Source organism: Cellulophaga sp. RHA_52 (assembly GCF_007827205.1).
GTDB lineage: Bacteria > Bacteroidota > Bacteroidia > Flavobacteriales > Flavobacteriaceae > Cellulophaga > Cellulophaga lytica.
In genome coordinates this window covers 460367-477151 of record NZ_VIRZ01000001.1, presented here as the reverse complement: position 1 = coordinate 477151, position 16785 = coordinate 460367, and the positions used below count along the sequence as shown (strand labels likewise).

General features: G+C 33.8%; 14 protein-coding genes. 6 read left to right on the top strand and 8 right to left on the bottom strand.

The annotated features are described in order from the left end of the window. The first annotated feature begins 14 nt into the window (after positions 1 to 14). Genes JM80_RS02065 through JM80_RS02050 form a run of 4 tightly spaced genes read left to right on the top strand, consistent with a single transcriptional unit; the run spans position 15 to position 3167 of the window. Entirely contained in the window at positions 15 to 1139 is a 1125-nt protein-coding gene (locus tag JM80_RS02065) for a metal ABC transporter permease (RefSeq protein WP_013621258.1), read from the top strand. Continuing rightward, complete coding sequence (locus JM80_RS02060; RefSeq protein WP_144709089.1) at positions 1132 to 2292, top strand: metal ABC transporter permease; 1161 nt, start codon at positions 1132 to 1134, stop codon at positions 2290 to 2292. Before JM80_RS02065 ends, JM80_RS02060 begins: the two co-directional genes overlap by 8 nt. 42 nt (positions 2293 to 2334) lie before the next feature. Then, a complete protein-coding gene (locus JM80_RS02055; protein WP_144709088.1) occupies positions 2335 to 2766 on the top strand; it encodes a hypothetical protein in 432 nt (143 codons plus the stop codon). A gap of 20 nt (positions 2767 to 2786) precedes the next feature. Then, positions 2787 to 3167 carry a DUF423 domain-containing protein gene (locus JM80_RS02050; RefSeq protein WP_144709087.1) on the top strand — a complete coding sequence of 127 codons (381 nt, stop codon included), beginning with the start codon at positions 2787 to 2789 and terminating at the stop codon, positions 3165 to 3167. 8 nt (positions 3168 to 3175) lie between these two features. Here the strand turns inward: JM80_RS02050 and JM80_RS02045 are convergent, their stop codons facing one another. The 8 genes from JM80_RS02045 to JM80_RS02010 all read right to left on the bottom strand — a co-directional run bounded on the left by JM80_RS02045 (position 3176) and on the right by JM80_RS02010 (position 11436). Beyond that, positions 3176 to 4693 carry a carboxypeptidase-like regulatory domain-containing protein gene (locus tag JM80_RS02045; protein WP_144709086.1) on the bottom strand — a complete coding sequence of 506 codons (1518 nt, stop codon included), beginning with the start codon at positions 4691 to 4693 and terminating at the stop codon, positions 3176 to 3178. Positions 4694 to 5190: 497 nt separating this feature from the next. Next, on the bottom strand, positions 5191 to 6369 hold the full coding sequence (locus JM80_RS02040) for an acyl-CoA dehydrogenase family protein (RefSeq protein ID WP_013621263.1): 1179 nt from the start codon (positions 6367 to 6369) through the stop codon (positions 5191 to 5193). A gap of 64 nt (positions 6370 to 6433) precedes the next feature. Continuing rightward, positions 6434 to 7171, bottom strand: coding sequence for a tRNA1(Val) (adenine(37)-N6)-methyltransferase (locus tag JM80_RS02035; RefSeq protein ID WP_013621264.1), 738 nt, complete (start codon positions 7169 to 7171; stop codon positions 6434 to 6436). Between the two features lie 73 nt (positions 7172 to 7244). Beyond that, entirely contained in the window at positions 7245 to 8693 is a 1449-nt protein-coding gene (locus tag JM80_RS02030; RefSeq protein ID WP_144709085.1) for a nicotinate phosphoribosyltransferase, read from the bottom strand. A 26-nt stretch (positions 8694 to 8719) separates the two neighbouring features. Next, entirely contained in the window at positions 8720 to 9562 is an 843-nt protein-coding gene (gene prs, locus JM80_RS02025) for a ribose-phosphate diphosphokinase (protein ID WP_034644812.1), read from the bottom strand. 63 nt (positions 9563 to 9625) lie between these two features. Then, positions 9626 to 10318: an NUDIX domain-containing protein gene (locus JM80_RS02020; protein WP_013621267.1), complete on the bottom strand. Its 693-nt coding sequence runs from the start codon at positions 10316 to 10318 to the stop codon at positions 9626 to 9628. A gap of 53 nt (positions 10319 to 10371) precedes the next feature. Next, positions 10372 to 10899 carry a ribosome maturation factor RimM gene (rimM, locus tag JM80_RS02015; protein ID WP_038505755.1) on the bottom strand — a complete coding sequence of 176 codons (528 nt, stop codon included), beginning with the start codon at positions 10897 to 10899 and terminating at the stop codon, positions 10372 to 10374. Positions 10900 to 10917: 18 nt separating this feature from the next. Then, complete coding sequence (locus tag JM80_RS02010; RefSeq protein WP_013621269.1) at positions 10918 to 11436, bottom strand: 30S ribosomal protein S16; 519 nt, start codon at positions 11434 to 11436, stop codon at positions 10918 to 10920. A gap of 258 nt (positions 11437 to 11694) precedes the next feature. On the opposite strand from JM80_RS02010, the gene JM80_RS02005 reads away from it, so the two are divergent. Beyond that, a complete protein-coding gene (locus JM80_RS02005; RefSeq protein WP_013621270.1) occupies positions 11695 to 12165 on the top strand; it encodes a PA2169 family four-helix-bundle protein in 471 nt (156 codons plus the stop codon). 151 nt (positions 12166 to 12316) lie between these two features. Beyond that, positions 12317 to 16756, top strand: a complete 4440-nt coding sequence (gene dnaE, locus JM80_RS02000; protein ID WP_034644823.1) for a DNA polymerase III subunit alpha — start codon at positions 12317 to 12319, stop codon at positions 16754 to 16756. The last annotated feature ends 29 nt before the right edge of the window (positions 16757 to 16785 follow it).

Below are 16785 nucleotides of genomic sequence, written 5' to 3'. Positions count from 1 at the left end.
AAAACAATTAAATTGTGAACATAACAGAATATTTTAATCTTTTATTTACAGATTATACCCTGCAAACAATAACATTAGGTACAGCAATTTTAGGTGCTTTGTGTGGTATGCTAGGGAGTTTTGCGGTGTTGCGTAAACAGAGTTTGCTAGGAGATGCAATATCCCATGCAGCTTTGCCTGGTATTGCTTTGGCTTTTTTAATTACAGGAGCTAAAGACAGCAATACTTTATTAATTGGTGCTTTGGTAAGCGGTTTGGTTGGTACTTTTTGGATTAGAGGCATTGTAAAAAAAACACATTTAAAATCTGATACCGCTTTAGGACTTATATTATCTCTATTCTTTGGTTTTGGAATGTTGTTGTTAACCTTTATACAAAAAATGCCCAATGCAAACCAAGCTGGTTTAGATAAATACTTATTTGGGCAAGCGGCAACTTTAGTAGCCAGTGATGTTTGGACAATGTGTGTTATAGCTGGTTTAAGTTTGCTTATTTTGTTGGTGTTTTGGAAAGAGTTTAAACTGTTGCTTTTTGATGCTGATTATACTAAATCACTAGGTTTTAATGTGAAATTTTTAGATGTCTTAATTACATTTTTTATAGTTATTTCTATTGTAGTTGGCTTGCAAACTGTTGGTGTTGTTTTAATGAGTGCTATGCTGTTAGCTCCTGCAGCTGCAGCAAGACAGTGGACAAATAGTTTAGGTGTAATGGTGGTTTTGGCTGCTGTTTTTGGTGCTTTTTCTGGAGTTTTTGGCACGGCAATTAGTGCAAGTTCTAATAATTTGTCTACAGGACCAGTAATTGTATTAATAGCGGCTGTTTTTGTGTTGTTTTCGTTTATTTTTTCACCTAAAAGAGGATTGTTGTTTAAGGAGATTAGATACCGTAACAACCGTAAAGATTTAGAGTTAAATAAAACGTTAGCTTTTATGTATCAAATTGTAGCGTCTCATGACAATATAAATCATCCTCACGCTATAAAAATATTAAATAATTTTCACGGTTTTACACGTAAATCACTTCAAAAATTAGAAGACAGAGAGCTAATAACAGTAACCAAAACAATGTGGTCTTTAACAGAAAAAGGCTTTAGTACGGCTGCAAATTTATATAATCAATTAGAAGAAAATGAGTAGTGCACAATTAGAAATACAACTTATTGCTTGTTTGGTGGCTATTGCTTGTGCTATACCTGGTACTTTTTTAGTGCTTCGTAAAATGGCAATGATTAGCGATGCTATTAGTCACTCTATACTGCCAGGCTTGGTAATTGGTTTTTTTATAACAGAAGATTTAAACTCACCTTGGTTAATATTACTTGCTGCTGTTACAGGCGTTATTACAGTAGTTTTAGTAGAGTATATTCAAAAAACCGGACTCGTAAAAGAAGACACCGCTATAGGACTGGTTTTTCCTTCACTATTTAGTATTGGCGTTATTTTAATTGCAAAAAATGCTAATGATGTGCATTTAGATGTAGATGCTGTTTTATTAGGTGAGCTTGCTTTTGCTCCTTTTGATAGGCTTATTATAAATGGTGTAGATATAGGTGCAAAATCGCTCTGGGTTATTGGTAGTATTGTATTAGTAACATTAGTATTGTTGTTTGCTTTTTTTAAAGAGCTAAAAGTAAGCACGTTTGATAAGCAACTTGCTGCAACCTTGGGTTTTTCTCCTTTAGTATTGCATTATGGTTTAATGTCTGTAGCCTCTATTACAACTGTTGGTGCTTTTGATGCTGTTGGTGCAATATTAGTTGTAGCTCTTATGATTGCTCCTGCAGCAATGGCTTACTTGTTAACAAACAACTTAATAAAAATGCTAGTAATAGCTGTTGTTGCGGCTGTGGCTTCTGCTTTAATAGGGTATTGGGTTGCGCATTATCTAGACGCTTCTATAGCTGGATCTATGACTACGGTTTTAGGAGTTTTATTTTTATTAGTGTATTTGTTTGCACCAAGTAAAGGCTTAATATCTGTGTTGTTTAGGCAAAAAAGACAACAGGTAGAAGTGTATTTACTTACATTTATGTTGCATTTACAAAACCATAGTGAGGAGTCTGAACGACACATAAACCACTTAAACGAGCATATAAATTGGGGTAAAATGCAATCTAAAACAGTAGTAGATTTGGCTTTGAAAAATAATATGATAGTAATAAACAACAATATTATATCTTTAACAGAAAAAGGCCAGGGTTTTACAGATAAAGCTATAGATTATATTACAACAAATAGTACTGTAGCTATTGAAAAAATGAAAGAAGATTTCTTTTTATTTAGAGGGTAATTATTCTTCTTATTTTTTAAAAATTGTACATTCGTATTTACAATGAAGAATAGAAAAAAACACTGGCTTTGGAATATAGTAATAGTACTAACACTTATGGTGGTAGTTATTGCTTTTATGGCTCATTATAAAAACTGGATAAAGATTGAAAACAATCAATTTAAAATATTATCTGGTGTATATTATAAAACAATCAATTTTACAGATGTTAATGCTGTAGAAATGGTAGAAAAAATTCCATCTTTAGAACGTATTAATGGGTTTTCTGTAAGTGAAACAGAAAAAGGTATTTTTAAAGATTCTGTCTACAATACAGAAGTCTATATTTTTGTAGATAAATTATCTAAGCATAAGGTAAAGGTTACTTATAAAGACTCTCTTCAGCTATTTTTTAACGTTTCAGATTCTTTAGAGACAGAGAAACTATATACTGTTTTTTCTAATAAGTTAGATAGCTTGTCTAGTATTAAATAATTCATTTATAAATTATACTTATGATTATTACTATAAAAGTATTTGGAGCTCTTTACGGTATGTTGGCCGTTATTTTTGGAGCTTTTGGTGCTCACGCCTTAAAAAAGGTATTCACAGATGACCAACTCAAAAATTTTGAAACTGGTGTAAAGTATCAAATGTATCATGCTATTGTGTTGTTAGTTTTAGGTTTTAACTATAGTTTTTCTTCAACCATAGAGGTTGTAATGGGCTATGCCTTTGTTATAGGTATATTTTTATTCTCTTTTAGCATATACGGTTTGTGTATTTCATCTGCCAAAGGAAAAAAAATGAAATTCTTAGGGCCAATTACGCCCCTAGGAGGCTTGGGGCTAGTCCTAGGTTGGGCGCTTTTATTAATTATTTTTTTGCAGGCGTAATATTGTAGTTACTCTTCTGCTGTAAACTCTTTAATAGCTTGGTTGGGCTCTATAATATTATATCCTTTCCAAAACTCAGGATCGTATTTACGCAAGAGCTCTGGTTTAACACCCTTCTTTTCTTCAAAATTAGTAAAGTCAGCTTTTGTTATTGGTTCTGCATCAAAAACAACAATTTCATATTTTATAACATTAGTAAAAGCCATATCTAACTTAACATAAAGTTCATTCTGCTTATTTCTTCCTTTTACAACTTTATTCTTTTCAATTATTTTTAATGGTCTATTAATACCAGATTTGCTTCCGGTTTCTCTTTCTAAATATTGTAAGTCATAGGTGTTATTTTCATTTTTAGCAAAAATCATTTTACCATTTGCTAAATGCTCTTGGTAAGATATGCCAAATAGTTTTATGCTTTTTAAGTTTTTTACATTTTGATAGTCTATTCTTATAACCGCAAAATCATCTGCGTTTACATACATTGTACCCTTGTAATCTTCACCTCTTTTTGGTTCAAAATTTAATATGTATACTGGCGCATTTCCCCAATATGTGTAGTCTGTAATAGTAAAATTGTAACGGCCAGATTTTGTTATTACATTTAATTTGGCATCATCCATATAAAACAAGTTTTCAAACTGCCTTCCTATAGTGTGTTTTCTATGAATTGCAAAGCCTACATTTCTTATACGTTCTTCTTCTTTCCTTTTTTCAAGCTCTTTCTGTAACTCTGTGCTGTCTTTTTTAACGTCTGCAACGCCCATTTCTTCTGCATCTACTTTTGTGCTAAATATGCCCGATTTTATTTTAAAATAAGAATCTGGTCTTACGTTATCTTTTATAATTTCATTAAACTTTTCCTCAAGGTTGTTTATATCTAATTCCGATTTTTCATCATATAATTTGCAAGCTTTTATACCGTCAATCTTCATATTTTCTCTATTGTAGTTCCCGTACAAGTCACATAAAATTTCCGAATAACTATTATCTCTTTTGGGTACAGCATTTAAAATACTATCAATAAAAGGTTTATTTAATTCCTTAATTGTAGACTTCATAAATGTGTAATTCGTTTTATCGAAACCTTGGTAGTAAGACTCTCTAAAGAACATTTTTTTTCTAGTGAAATCCTTGTTGTAGTTTTTGTCTAAACTATCTTTAACCATATCTATAATTTCTTCTCCAGTGTAGTTTTTATTAGAAACCAGTACCTCTCTAAGCTCTATTGTTTTAGGTTTCATATAAATAATACTATCTGTAAAAGTAGATACTGGTTGCGCAATGGTATTGTAGCCAATACAAGAAATAAAAATAGAATCTATAGCAGTTGTATTTGCAGTGCTTAATGAAAATTTACCTTCGCCATTTGTAATAACACCTTTTTTGTTAGATAAAACAACTGAAACATATGGTATTGGCTCTTTGCTGTTTGCATCTTTTATACTAGCATTTAATTCTTGGGATTTTAAAAAGTTACCCGTAAGTAAAATGATGATAAGTAGAGCAAGCTGAATAGTTTTACGCATTTTTGATTTTTTAGTTTTGTTTCTTGTTAGTATAGACAACAACAATGTGGTTTGTGTTGCCCAATGAAGCTAAAACAACTAAAAAAATAGTGTAATACTTTGGTTGTAAGTAGTTTAATAGGTCTCTTTTTTTGTAGTTTTTTAGCTGACGGCTAATTAAAGTAATATAAAGACTACAAAAAAGCGTTTTTTGATAATTTTAATATACAATTCTTATTTCTTTAACGAAATTGTGAATGTTTTAAGAAAAGTACTGAGTATTTGGCAGCCTATTTAGCTACAGCCGCAATTGTCAGACCCGCAAGACTTTTTGCTTTTGTTACTTGTGAAAAGAGATTTAGGAAGAGAGAATTTTTTAGCAATATACCCAAATGCAATAGTTGCAGTAATAAAAACTAAAATGTGTTGTAGTGTTTCCATAATCTTACATATTTAAGGGTTGTTTTTGTAAACAAGACAACCCTTATTTAGACTGTGTAAAGATAAGGAATTATTTTTTACTTAAAGGCATTAAGCCCTGTAATATCCATACCCGTGATAAGTAAGTGAATATCGTGTGTACCTTCATAGGTAATAACACTTTCTAAATTCATCATATGTCTCATAATACTGTACTCACCAGTTATGCCCATAGCTCCTAATACTTGCCTAGCTTCTCTAGCAATATTTAAAGCCATATCTACATTGTTACGTTTTGCCATTGATATTTGTGCTGTTGTTGCTTTACCTTCATTTTTAAGCTGTCCTAGACGCAACGCTAGTAATTGTGCTTTAGTAATTTCGGTAACCATTTCTGCTAGCTTTTTTTGCTGTAATTGGTATGCACCAATTGGTTTTCCAAATTGTATGCGTTCTTTTGCATAACGTAATGCGGTGTCATAACAATCCATTGCAGCGCCTATTGCACCCCAAGCAATACCGTAACGAGCCGAGTCTAAACAACCCAACGGAGCACCTAAACCGTTTTTATTTGGTAGTAAATTTTCTTTTGGCACTTTCACATTGTCAAAAATAAGCTCACCTGTAGCAGATGCTCTTAAAGACCATTTGTTGTGAGTTTCTGGTGTGGAGAAGCCTTCCATTCCTCGCTCTACAATTAGTCCGTTTATTCTACCCTCTTCATTTTTTGCCCACACAACAGCTACATCACAAAAAGGAGCATTAGAGATCCATAATTTAGCACCATTTAAAAGGTAATGGTCGCCCATATCTTTATACTTGGTTTCCATACCACCAGGGTTAGATCCGTGGTTTGGTTCTGTAAGTCCAAAACTGCCCATAAACTCACCACTGGCAAGTTTAGGTAAATACTTTTTGCGTTGTTCTTCTGTGCCGTAAGTGTATATTGGGTACATTACTAGTGATGATTGTACAGATGCTGTAGAGCGTACGCCACTATCACCACGTTCTATCTCTTGCATAATTAAACCGTAACTAATTTGGTCTAATCCTGCACCGCCATATTCTTCTGGTATATACGGACCAAAAGCCCCTATTTCTGCTAAACCACTTATTATTTGTTTTGGAAATTCTGCTTTTTGAGCATAATCTTCAATTATAGGAGATACATCTCTCTTAACCCATTGGCGGGCTGCATCTCTCACCAACTTATGTTCTTCAGACAATAAATCGTCTATGTTATAATAATCTGGTGCTTCAAATAAGTCTGGTTTCATAGCTATGTATTAGGATATGTAACCAAAGATAGGTAAAGAAATATAACAATACAAAGACTAAATGTTACATTTTTAAATAAAAATCTTTAGTTAGATTAATGTAATCTTCGGTGTATACGTGTCTATCGTTCTCTATAACAAGCTCTTCTGTTTTTATGTTGGTGCAAGGTGTTTTTTGAAACTCTAACAGACTACGTTTAACCTCTGCTTTTACATTGCCTTTAACTCTGGTAATTTTTAGCGGGTATAGTTTAAAATTTTCTGCTAGTTTTATGAATTCTTCTTCTTCTTTATATGGTATTATGGTAGCAAATCTTCCGTTTGTAGTTAATAATTTGGCCACGCCACTTACCAACTCACTAAAAGGTAAGGATGTGTTTTGGCGTGCATTATCTCTTGCTTTATTACCACTAGTAACTTCTTCTGCGTAAAAAGGAGGGTTAGATACAATTAAATCATACAACTCATCTTCTTCTGTTTCATCTGTAGCGTATTCATCTACAAACTCATCAAAACCAGCGTGAAAACAAAATAGTCTATCTGCCCAGTCCGATGCTTCAAAGTTATTTGTGCACTGCTCATAGGCATCAGCATCTAATTCTATAGCTTCTATATTGTCTGCAGCACTACGCTGTGCTAACATTAACGCTATGATTCCTGTACCAGCACCAATATCTAAAATTGAATACGGATTGTGGTCTACAGATGCCCAAGCACCTAATAAAACTCCGTCTGTACCAATTTTCATAGCACAACGGTCTTGGTTTATTGTAAACTGTTTAAAAATAAAAGGTTTGCTCATTATAAAGTTTTTTAAAACAGTAGAGGCAAGCTTGTAAAAAAGCTTGCCTCTTACGGTTGCAAAATTAAGAAGTTTATCTTACTCTATTTCTAATATCTTGTAAAGAATCATCAATAAGTAATTTACCATCTTTAAATACCTCTTTTAATTCTCCTGTTTTTTCTTGCTCCCAATTTACTTGGTCTACAAGTTTATAAGTTCCGTTTTCTTTTTCAATTTTAAGTAAACCTTTGGCAGACTTTTTTGTTCCATTATCTGTAATAGGATCTTTAAAAATTTCTCTTCCTTCACCATTTACTTCGCCATATGTAGCTTTCATTGCAAAACCAAAAGTATCTCTAGTATTGTATTGGTACGTAAAAGAGCCAATACCTAAAACTACGTTTGTAGACGCAAACCCTTTTTGCTTTAATCGTTCACAAATATCTGTAGCGCGTTCTGTAGTAATACTATCGCCATAAATAGCACCAATGTGTGAGTCTAATTCTTTGTAGCCTTTGATGTTAGTTTGTCCGCCAAATATCTCCCATAGCAATTCAATAACTCCTTTTTTCTCCTCTTCGGTTTTTCCGTTAGGATTACCACAAATAATATCTGCAGGATCTCCACTATCTGGTCTAATTACAACTTTGCCATCTCTTGCCAACACATCTTCCTTTAAATTAGGTAAGTATTCGGTAAGTACTTTCCATAAATCCCAAGTGTCAGAAACAATAGAAACAATTCCGTTAGGGTAAACTTCTGTAATTAATCTTTTAAAAGTTTCTTGCTCTCCAGTATTTGTTCCCATACACATTACAGAGTGTTCTGTGGCTGCTACAGAGCCACCAACTAGTTCAGTATCAGAATTGGCATTGTAATATTCCTCTAAAAAGTCTATAGCAGGAATTGTATCTGTGCCAGAAAAGCTAAGTAAATGTCCAGATGCACTCATAACAGCAGCTTCCATACCTGCAATACCTCGCATAGAAAAATCGTGACCTTGCCAATCTACAAATTCAAGAGCTGTAGATGTCTCTTCTGCATACTTATCTAATATTTTCCTGTACTGTTTAGCAATGGTAGCAGAGGTACAAGGCATCCAAATAGTAGTGCTTAAAATAGTCTCAAAATAATTAGTTAGCCAAAAAAATTCTGGTAATGTATTGTACATTGTCATCATAGGTACACGTATAGGCACACTAGATCCTTCAGGTAATGCTTTTATTACCATTGGTAAATAACCAAGGTCGTGTAAATCTTCTATGTGTTTAATACCAACAGCATTTGGTCCTAAATAATTATTAATTCTTCTGCTGTACTTTTCTGCAATTTCCTTTTTAGGTTTGTTAAAAAAGTTGGTGTTAAATTCTTCAATAATGTATTTTTTTATAAAATATTGAAGTCCAAAAAATACAACTTCATCTATAGCGTCTATTCTACTTTTTCTTGGTGTCCAGTTAGAGTATACTAAGGTTGTACCTTCTGGATATTGTCTTCTGTGGTCTACTTTGTAACCGTCTGTATATAATAGTGGATTCATAATATCTATATTTTGTTTTTAATGTCTTATTGTAGTATGGTAGCAAGTGGTATTTGTGTAACCTTTGGTTGTTCGTCAATTGAGTTAAAAGAATCTGTAGTAAAAATGCCACTGTAATAACTGCTTAAGCTCTCTAATCCTTTACTAAATATACCGTGACTAACAGCTAGGTATAAGTTGCCAGCATTTTTATTTTTTAATTCTTGAGCTAAACCATTAAAAGTTCCACCACCATCGCAAATATCATCTACAACCAAACAATCTTTGCCTTGTAAATCATCTGCGTACACTTTAAAACCAGATAACTTGCCGGTTTTAACATCTCTAGTTTTGGAGCATTCTATTACTTCTTTGCCTCCTAGATATTCGGCTACTTTATAAATTTTTTTAAGCGCACCTCCGTCTGGAGAAATTAATAAAACATTGTTATTTAAGATTGATATAACCTTTTGTATAAAAGTGTAATTTGTAATTGTAGTGCAATTGTGTAATAGAGCAGGGGTAACCTCAGAATGTGGGTCATAAACAATAACTTCATTTAATTGAAGATTATTTATTAATTCTGCATACACTTTTACAGATAATGATTCTCCTGGAACCATTAGCCTATCTTGCCTAGCAGCCGGAAAATATGGTATAAAAGCATTAATTGTTTTTACGCCCATACGTTTTAAGGCGTCTATAGTAAGTAGCAATAAGCCAACATCATTAAAGGACTGCAGTCTGTGTGTTACTGTTATAGTATCTGAGGTATTAAAATTGTTTTCAATTTTAATGTGAGGTTCACCACCAGAAAATAAAAACGATTTAAATTCGATGCTTTTCTGATTTGGGAACGGGTTAAACTGTGGATCTAAATTTAATATCATTTGCGTTATTTTTACACAAAGTTAATCGAGAAAATGAATTGACAAAAATTATTTGTGTTAAATTTACGCAAACTTAATTTCAAAGTGCATTCCATTTTTCTCTAAAGCTTTGTATTTGTTGGGGTCAAAGGTATATAGCTGTGCTGGTCTACCGCTGCCATTTTTTTGTTTTTCGTTGCATTTTTTTATAAAACCAAAGCTTAAGATCTTTTTTCTAAAGTTTCTTCGGTCTATTTCTTGTTCTAAAATAGTTGCATACAAATGCTCTAAATCCGAAAAAGGAAACTTTTTAGGAAGCAAATCAAAGCCAATAGGTTGGTAGTGTAGTTTTGCTTTTATTCTTTTAAAAGCAGTATCTATTATTAAATTATGGTCAAACGGTAGTTTTGGTATGTTATTAATGTTTTGCCACTTTACGTCTTGTGCATCTGTAGCGGCAGATAGTTTTAAATTATCTGGATTTACCAAGGCAAAATAGGAAACAGATATTACTTGGTTTCTCTTATCTCGCTCAACGTCATCACCAAAAGTATACAGTTGCTCTAGGTAGTTAATGTTTATGCCTGCTTCTTCTTGTAATTCTCTGTGTACGGCATTAGTTAATGTTTCTCCATTATGTACTAAGCCGCCAGGTAAAACCCACTGATCTTTATAAACACCATACTTTTGTTGTACTAACAATACATAAAGTGCATTGTTATGGTAGCCAAAAACAACGGCATCTACTGCTACTTTTATATTCTGATTGTTCTGCATAATATGTGTAGTATATACGCAAAAATACAGGTTTTATTATGTGCAAGCTAAATTTAGCTTAAGTATAAGTCTACTAAGCCTTCTGGTGTGGTTACAAAAATGGTTTTATTTTCACGATCTACTTTGTTGATAATTTCATCGTTAATAGGTATTAGCAATTGTTTATCTCCTTTTTCAACCTCAAAAAGTGCTTGTGATGTGGTGTCGTTAACACTGGTAATTTCTCCAATATCTCCGTGTACATCATCTTGTAAAGTAAAACCTATAACTTCGTGAAAGTAAAATTTGTTACCAGTTAATTTGGGTAACATTGTAAGTGGTAAGTAAAGTTTAGAGCCCATAATACGGTCTGCATCAGACTCGTTTAAAACCTCTTCAAACCTAATACGTAATAAACTAGATTTATGTAACCTACATTTATCAATAAAAAATGGAACCAGGTTATTTCCTAAAGAAATAAACACTGATTCCATATTTTCGTATAAGTCGGGTTCATCTGCGTCAACCTTAATTAACACTTCACCCTTAAAACTATATTTTGAAACGATTTTACCTAAGTAGAAACAATCTTCCTTTTGCATATCGTTTTTTGTATAAATTTATTCTTCTTCAGAAGCTGCTGCTGCATCTTCAGAATCTGCTGGCGCTTCTTCTGCTACAGGAGCTGCTGCCGCTGCTGCATCTGCTGCACGTTTTTCGTTAATTGCTTTTTCTGCTTCAAATTTCTTTGCAGCTTCATCAGCTTTAACTTTATCTAAACCTTCAACTTTACCAGCTACAGATTTTTCTTTTTCAGCAACCCAAGCATTAAATTTTTCTTCTGCTTGCTCTTCAGTTAATGCACCTTTACGTACACCACCTTGTAAATGGTGCTTTAATAATACACCTTTGTATGATAAAATTCTTTTAGCAGTATCAGATGGTTGCGCACCATTAGATAACCATTTTACAGAACTATCTACGTCTAAGTTAATTGTTGCTGGGTTAGTGTTTGGATTGTAAGTTCCTAATTTTTCTAAGAATTTACCATCTCTTTTAGCACGAGAATCTGCTGCTACTACCCAATAGAAAGGTTTTCCTTTTTTTCCGTGTCTTTGTAATCTAATTCTAACTGGCATATCACATTAAATTTGTAGGGTGCCCGACCCCTGTTATTAATTCGTTTAATTGCTTTTGGCTTAAAAGCGGGTGCAAATATACACTTTCTGTTTAATCTGCAATACTTTATGCAGCAAAAATAATGGTTTTAACTTAACAATTATTAAGAGTTGGCGTTAAACTTAGGCTAAACCGATGTATTTTCTTGTTATTAGGTTTTTCAGTTTATAATTTAGAGGAACAAGATTGTTGATAGTCAGCAATGTTAATTAATTTAAATGATAAGAGATATTATGAAGTATACTGAAGAAATTACAAACAGATTAAACAATTTATTAGAAAAAACTTACGACGCCGAGAAAGGGTACAAGCTTGGCGCAGAAAAAGTAGAAAACCCGTCTGTAAAAAGATTTTTAGAGGGTAAAGCAGAACAACGTTACAATTTTGGTCACCAATTAAAGTCTGAGATTTTGGCATACGGACACTTGCCAGAAAAAAGTGGAACAATTAAGGGTGACTTACATAGAACTTGGATGAACCTAACGGCTACTTTATCTTCTAATGAAGAAGAACGCATTTTAGACGAGGTAGAACGCGGAGAACAATCTTTTATAGAAGAGTATGATGATATATTAAATGACAAAGATATGGTGTTAGCACCATCTACAGAAAACCTGTTAATTGCGCAGCGCAATAGTGTGCAATCTGCGTTAAACACTGCAAAGGTGTATCAGGAAATGGTTTCATAATTATCTTGTATGTTTGGTTAATTGTTGAGGGAGCAGGACGAAAGTCCTGCTTTTTTTATGCCGTTAATAACTCTTCTTTAAATGGCTTTATAAAACCAATGGTTTTTGGTATTTTTATCCACTGCTTTTTTAAGACTACAAACATTACACTATGTACTTAATTTTTGATACCGAAACTACCGGATTACCTAAGCGCTGGGATGCTCCTTATACAGATACAGATAACTGGCCAAGGTGTATTCAAATTGCATGGCAATTGCATGATGATATGGGTAATGTTATTGAGCATCAAGATTATTTGGTGAAGCCAGACGGATTTAATATTCCGTATGATGCCGAAAAAATACACGGCATTTCTACTGCTTTAGCAGAACAAGATGGTGTGCCTTTGGCAGAGGTTTTAGAGAAATTTAATGCTGCATTAGAAAAAACAAAATTTGTAGTTGGGCAAAATGTTGGGTTTGACCTTAACATTATGGGAGCAGAGTTTCATCGTCTTCAGGTAGAAAACCAGTTGCAAGAGCTGCCAGTGTTAGATACGTGTACAGAGCATACAGCTAGCTTGTGTCAAATTCCCGGTGGTCGTGGAGGTAAATTTAAATTGCCAACACTAACAGAATTGCATCAATTTTTATTTGGTGAACCTTTTGGAGAAGCGCACAACGCAACAGCAGATGTTGAGGCAACTACACGTTGTTTTTTAGAGCTTATACGTAAGCAACAATATACCGCAGAACAGTTAGATGTTCAGCCAGATTATTTTAAAAACTTTTCAGAAGCTAATCCTAAGCCAATAGAACTTATAGGGTTAAAACACATTAACCTAAAAAAGGCATCAAAAAAAATAGCAGATGCACTTTGGGCTAAAGATACTGGTGGTGTTAGTAAAGAAGAAATTAAAGAAAATTTAGCAACTTTAGAGTCGGCCGAGTTTTCTCACCTACACAACCATACACAGTTTTCTATATTACAATCTACCATTAGTGTCCCAGATTTAATAAAAGCAACAGCTAAAAACAATATGCCTGCTGTTGCAATGACAGATCATGCTAATATGATGGGAGCTTTTCACTTTGTAAATGGTGTTCTTAACCACAACAAAGGTGTAAAATCTAGAAATGATGCTAATGAAATACGGTATGAAGCTACGCAGGAAAATAGATTGGAAGAAGGCGAAGAGCCTTTGCATGAATTTATTCCAGAAAAAGAAATTACACCAATAATAGGATGCGAGTTTCAGGTGTGTGAGGATCATACCAACAAGTCTCAAAAAGACAATGGGTACCAAATAGTATTTTTAGCTAAAAATAAAAATGGGTATCATAACCTGGCTAAAATGTCTTCTATTGCCTTTGTAGATGGTAAATATTATGTGCCTAGGATTGATAAAAAAATTATAGAACAGTACAAAGAAGATTTAATTGTACTTACAGGTAATTTATACGGAGAGGTGCCAAGTTTGGTCTTAAATGTGGGTGAAAATCAAGCAGAGGATGCGTTACTTTGGTGGAAAGAGCAGTTTGGAGACGACTTGTACATGGAAATTATGCGCCATGGCCAAGAAGATGAAGACCGTGTAAACCAGGTTTTAATAAAGTTTGCAAAAAAACATAACGTAAAATTGGTAGCAACCAATAATACATATTATGTAGAAAAAGAAAATGCATATGCACATGATATTTTATTGTGTGTAAAAGATGGAGAAAAACAAAGCACACCAATAGGCCGTGGTCGTGGTTACCGCTACGGTTTGCCTAATCAGGAGTATTATTTTAAATCTTCTGATGAAATGAAGGAGCTTTTTAAAGATATACCAGAGGCAATAACCAATATACAAGAGGTTGTAGATAAAATAGAAACGTTTACACTTGCTAGAGATGTACTGTTACCTGCTTTTGATATTCCTGAAGAGTTTGTTTTTGAGGAAGATAAAATTGATGGTGGTAAGCGTGGAGAAAATAAGTTTTTAAGGCATTTAACATACGAAGGCGCAAAAATACGATATGGTGAAATTACACCAGAGATTGATGAGCGTTTAGATTTTGAGCTTAAGGTAATTGAAAAAACAGGATATCCAGGATACTTCTTAATTGTAGAAGATTTTATTAGAGCGGCTCGTAAAATGGACGTGTCTGTTGGTCCTGGTCGTGGTTCTGCAGCAGGTTCTGCTGTTGCCTATTGTTTATGGATTACCAATTTAGATCCTATTAAGTACGATTTACTTTTTGAGCGTTTCCTAAATCCAGATCGTGTGTCTATGCCAGATATTGATATAGATTTTGATGATGAAGGGCGTGGCCGTGTAATGGATTACGTAATAGATAAATATGGCTCTAACCAAGTGGCGCAAATTATTACCTATGGTACAATGGCAGCCAAATCTTCAATTAGAGATACTGCCCGCGCGTTAGATTTGCCGTTGGGTGATGCAGACCGTATGGCAAAGCTTATTCCTAACATGTCTAAGCTTAAAAAAATTATTGGTGTAGATGAAAAAACTTTAAAAAGTAAGTTTAATAGTGAGGAACTAGCCAAAATTAATGAGCTTTTAGAAATTTCTGAAGGAGATGATTTAGAGTCCGAAACACTAAACCAAGCTTATGTTTTAGAAGGTTCTGTACGTAACACAGGTATACACGCCTGTGGAGTTATTATTACTCCAGACGATATTACAAAGTTTGTACCTGTTGCACTAGCAAAGGACTCAGACATGTATTGTACGCAGTTTGATAACTCTGTTGTGGAAAGTGCTGGATTGTTAAAAATGGACTTTTTAGGATTAAAAACTCTAACCCTAATTAAAGACACCGTAAAAATTGTAAAAGCAAAACATGGTGTTGAGCTAGATCCAGAGAATTTTCCGTTAGATGATCAAAAAACATATGAGCTTTTCCAGAGAGGAGAAACAGTAGGGGTTTTCCAATATGAATCTCCTGGAATGCAAAAACACATGCGATCACTAAAACCTACAGTGTTTGCAGATTTAATTGCCATGAATGCATTGTACCGTCCAGGGCCAATGGAATACATACCAAGCTTTATTGCTCGTAAGCACGGTACCGAAGAAATTATTTATGATTTAGATGCCTGTGAAGAGTATTTAGCAGAAACCTATGGTATTACGGTTTACCAAGAGCAAGTAATGCTTTTGTCTCAAAAATTGGCAGATTTTACCAAGGGTGAAGCCGATGTCTTGCGTAAGGCAATGGGTAAAAAGCAAAAGCACGTTCTAGATAAAATGAAGCCTAAATTTATAGAACAGGCTTCTGCAAAAGGACATGCAGTAGATAAATTAGAAAAAATTTGGAAAGATTGGGAAGCTTTTGCGGCATATGCATTTAATAAATCTCACTCTACCTGTTACGCATGGATTGCTTACCAAACTGCATATTGTAAGGCACACTACCCAGCAGAATATATGGCTGCGGTACTGTCTAATAATATGAATGATATTAAAACAGTTACCTTTTTTATGGAAGAGTGTAAACGTATGGGGTTAGAGGTTTTGGGGCCAGATGTAAACGAATCTTACTATAAATTTGCTGTAAACGACGCTGGTGCAGTTCGTTTTGGTATGGGAGCTGTTAAAGGTGTTGGTCGTGGTGCTGTAGAAACTATTGTAGAAAACAGAAAAAAGGACGGCCCGTATAAATCTGTTTTTGATTTGGCAAAACGTATAGATTTACGTGCTGCAAATAAAAGAGCTTTTGAAAACTTAACTCTAGCAGGAGGTTTTGACTCTTTTGGAGATACCCATAGAGCACAATATTTGCATGATGAAGGAGATGGAATTACGTTTTTAGAAAAAGTAATGAAATATGGCTCTAAGTTTCAAGAAAGCCAAAACTCGTCTCAAGTAAGTCTGTTTGGTGAAGCTAGTGATGTACAAATTCCAGAACCTGTAGTACCACCTTGTGAAGAGTGGGGGACTATGGAAAAACTACGAAAAGAAAAGGAAGTTGTAGGTATTTATATTTCTGGTCATCCGCTAGATGATTTTAAATCAGAAATAAAATCGTTTTGTAATTCTGGTATTGCTGCTGTACATAATATGGAGCAATATGTAAATAAAGAGCTTTCTATTGCAGGTGTAATTACAGATGTGCAACATAGAGTTTCTAAAAACGGAAAGGGTTGGGCAATGTTTTCTATGGAAGATTATACAGACTCATACGACTTTAGAATATTTGGAGAAGAGTACTTAAAGTTTCGTCACTTTTTAATGATTAGCTCTTTTGTGTACGTAAAACTGTTTATTAGAGAAGGTTGGACCAATAAGGATACCGGGAAAAAAGGAGATCCTAGATTGCAATTTAATAGCTTTATGCTATTGCAAGATGTTATGGAGCAATACGCTAAAAAGCTTACCATAAAACTAAATATAGATACGCTTAAGGAAGAAGATGTTTTTAATTTAAAAAAGACTCTAAATTCTGATGAGCAAGAAGGGAAGCATCCCTTAAAATTTGAGGTTTATGAAATGGAAGAGCAAATAAAGGTAGACTTGTCTAGTCGTAAACAAAAGATAAATATTACCACACAATTATTAGCAGAATTAGAAGAACAAGATATTATTTTTAAGTTGAATTAGAAGTAGTATTCCTTGTAGTAATTAAAATT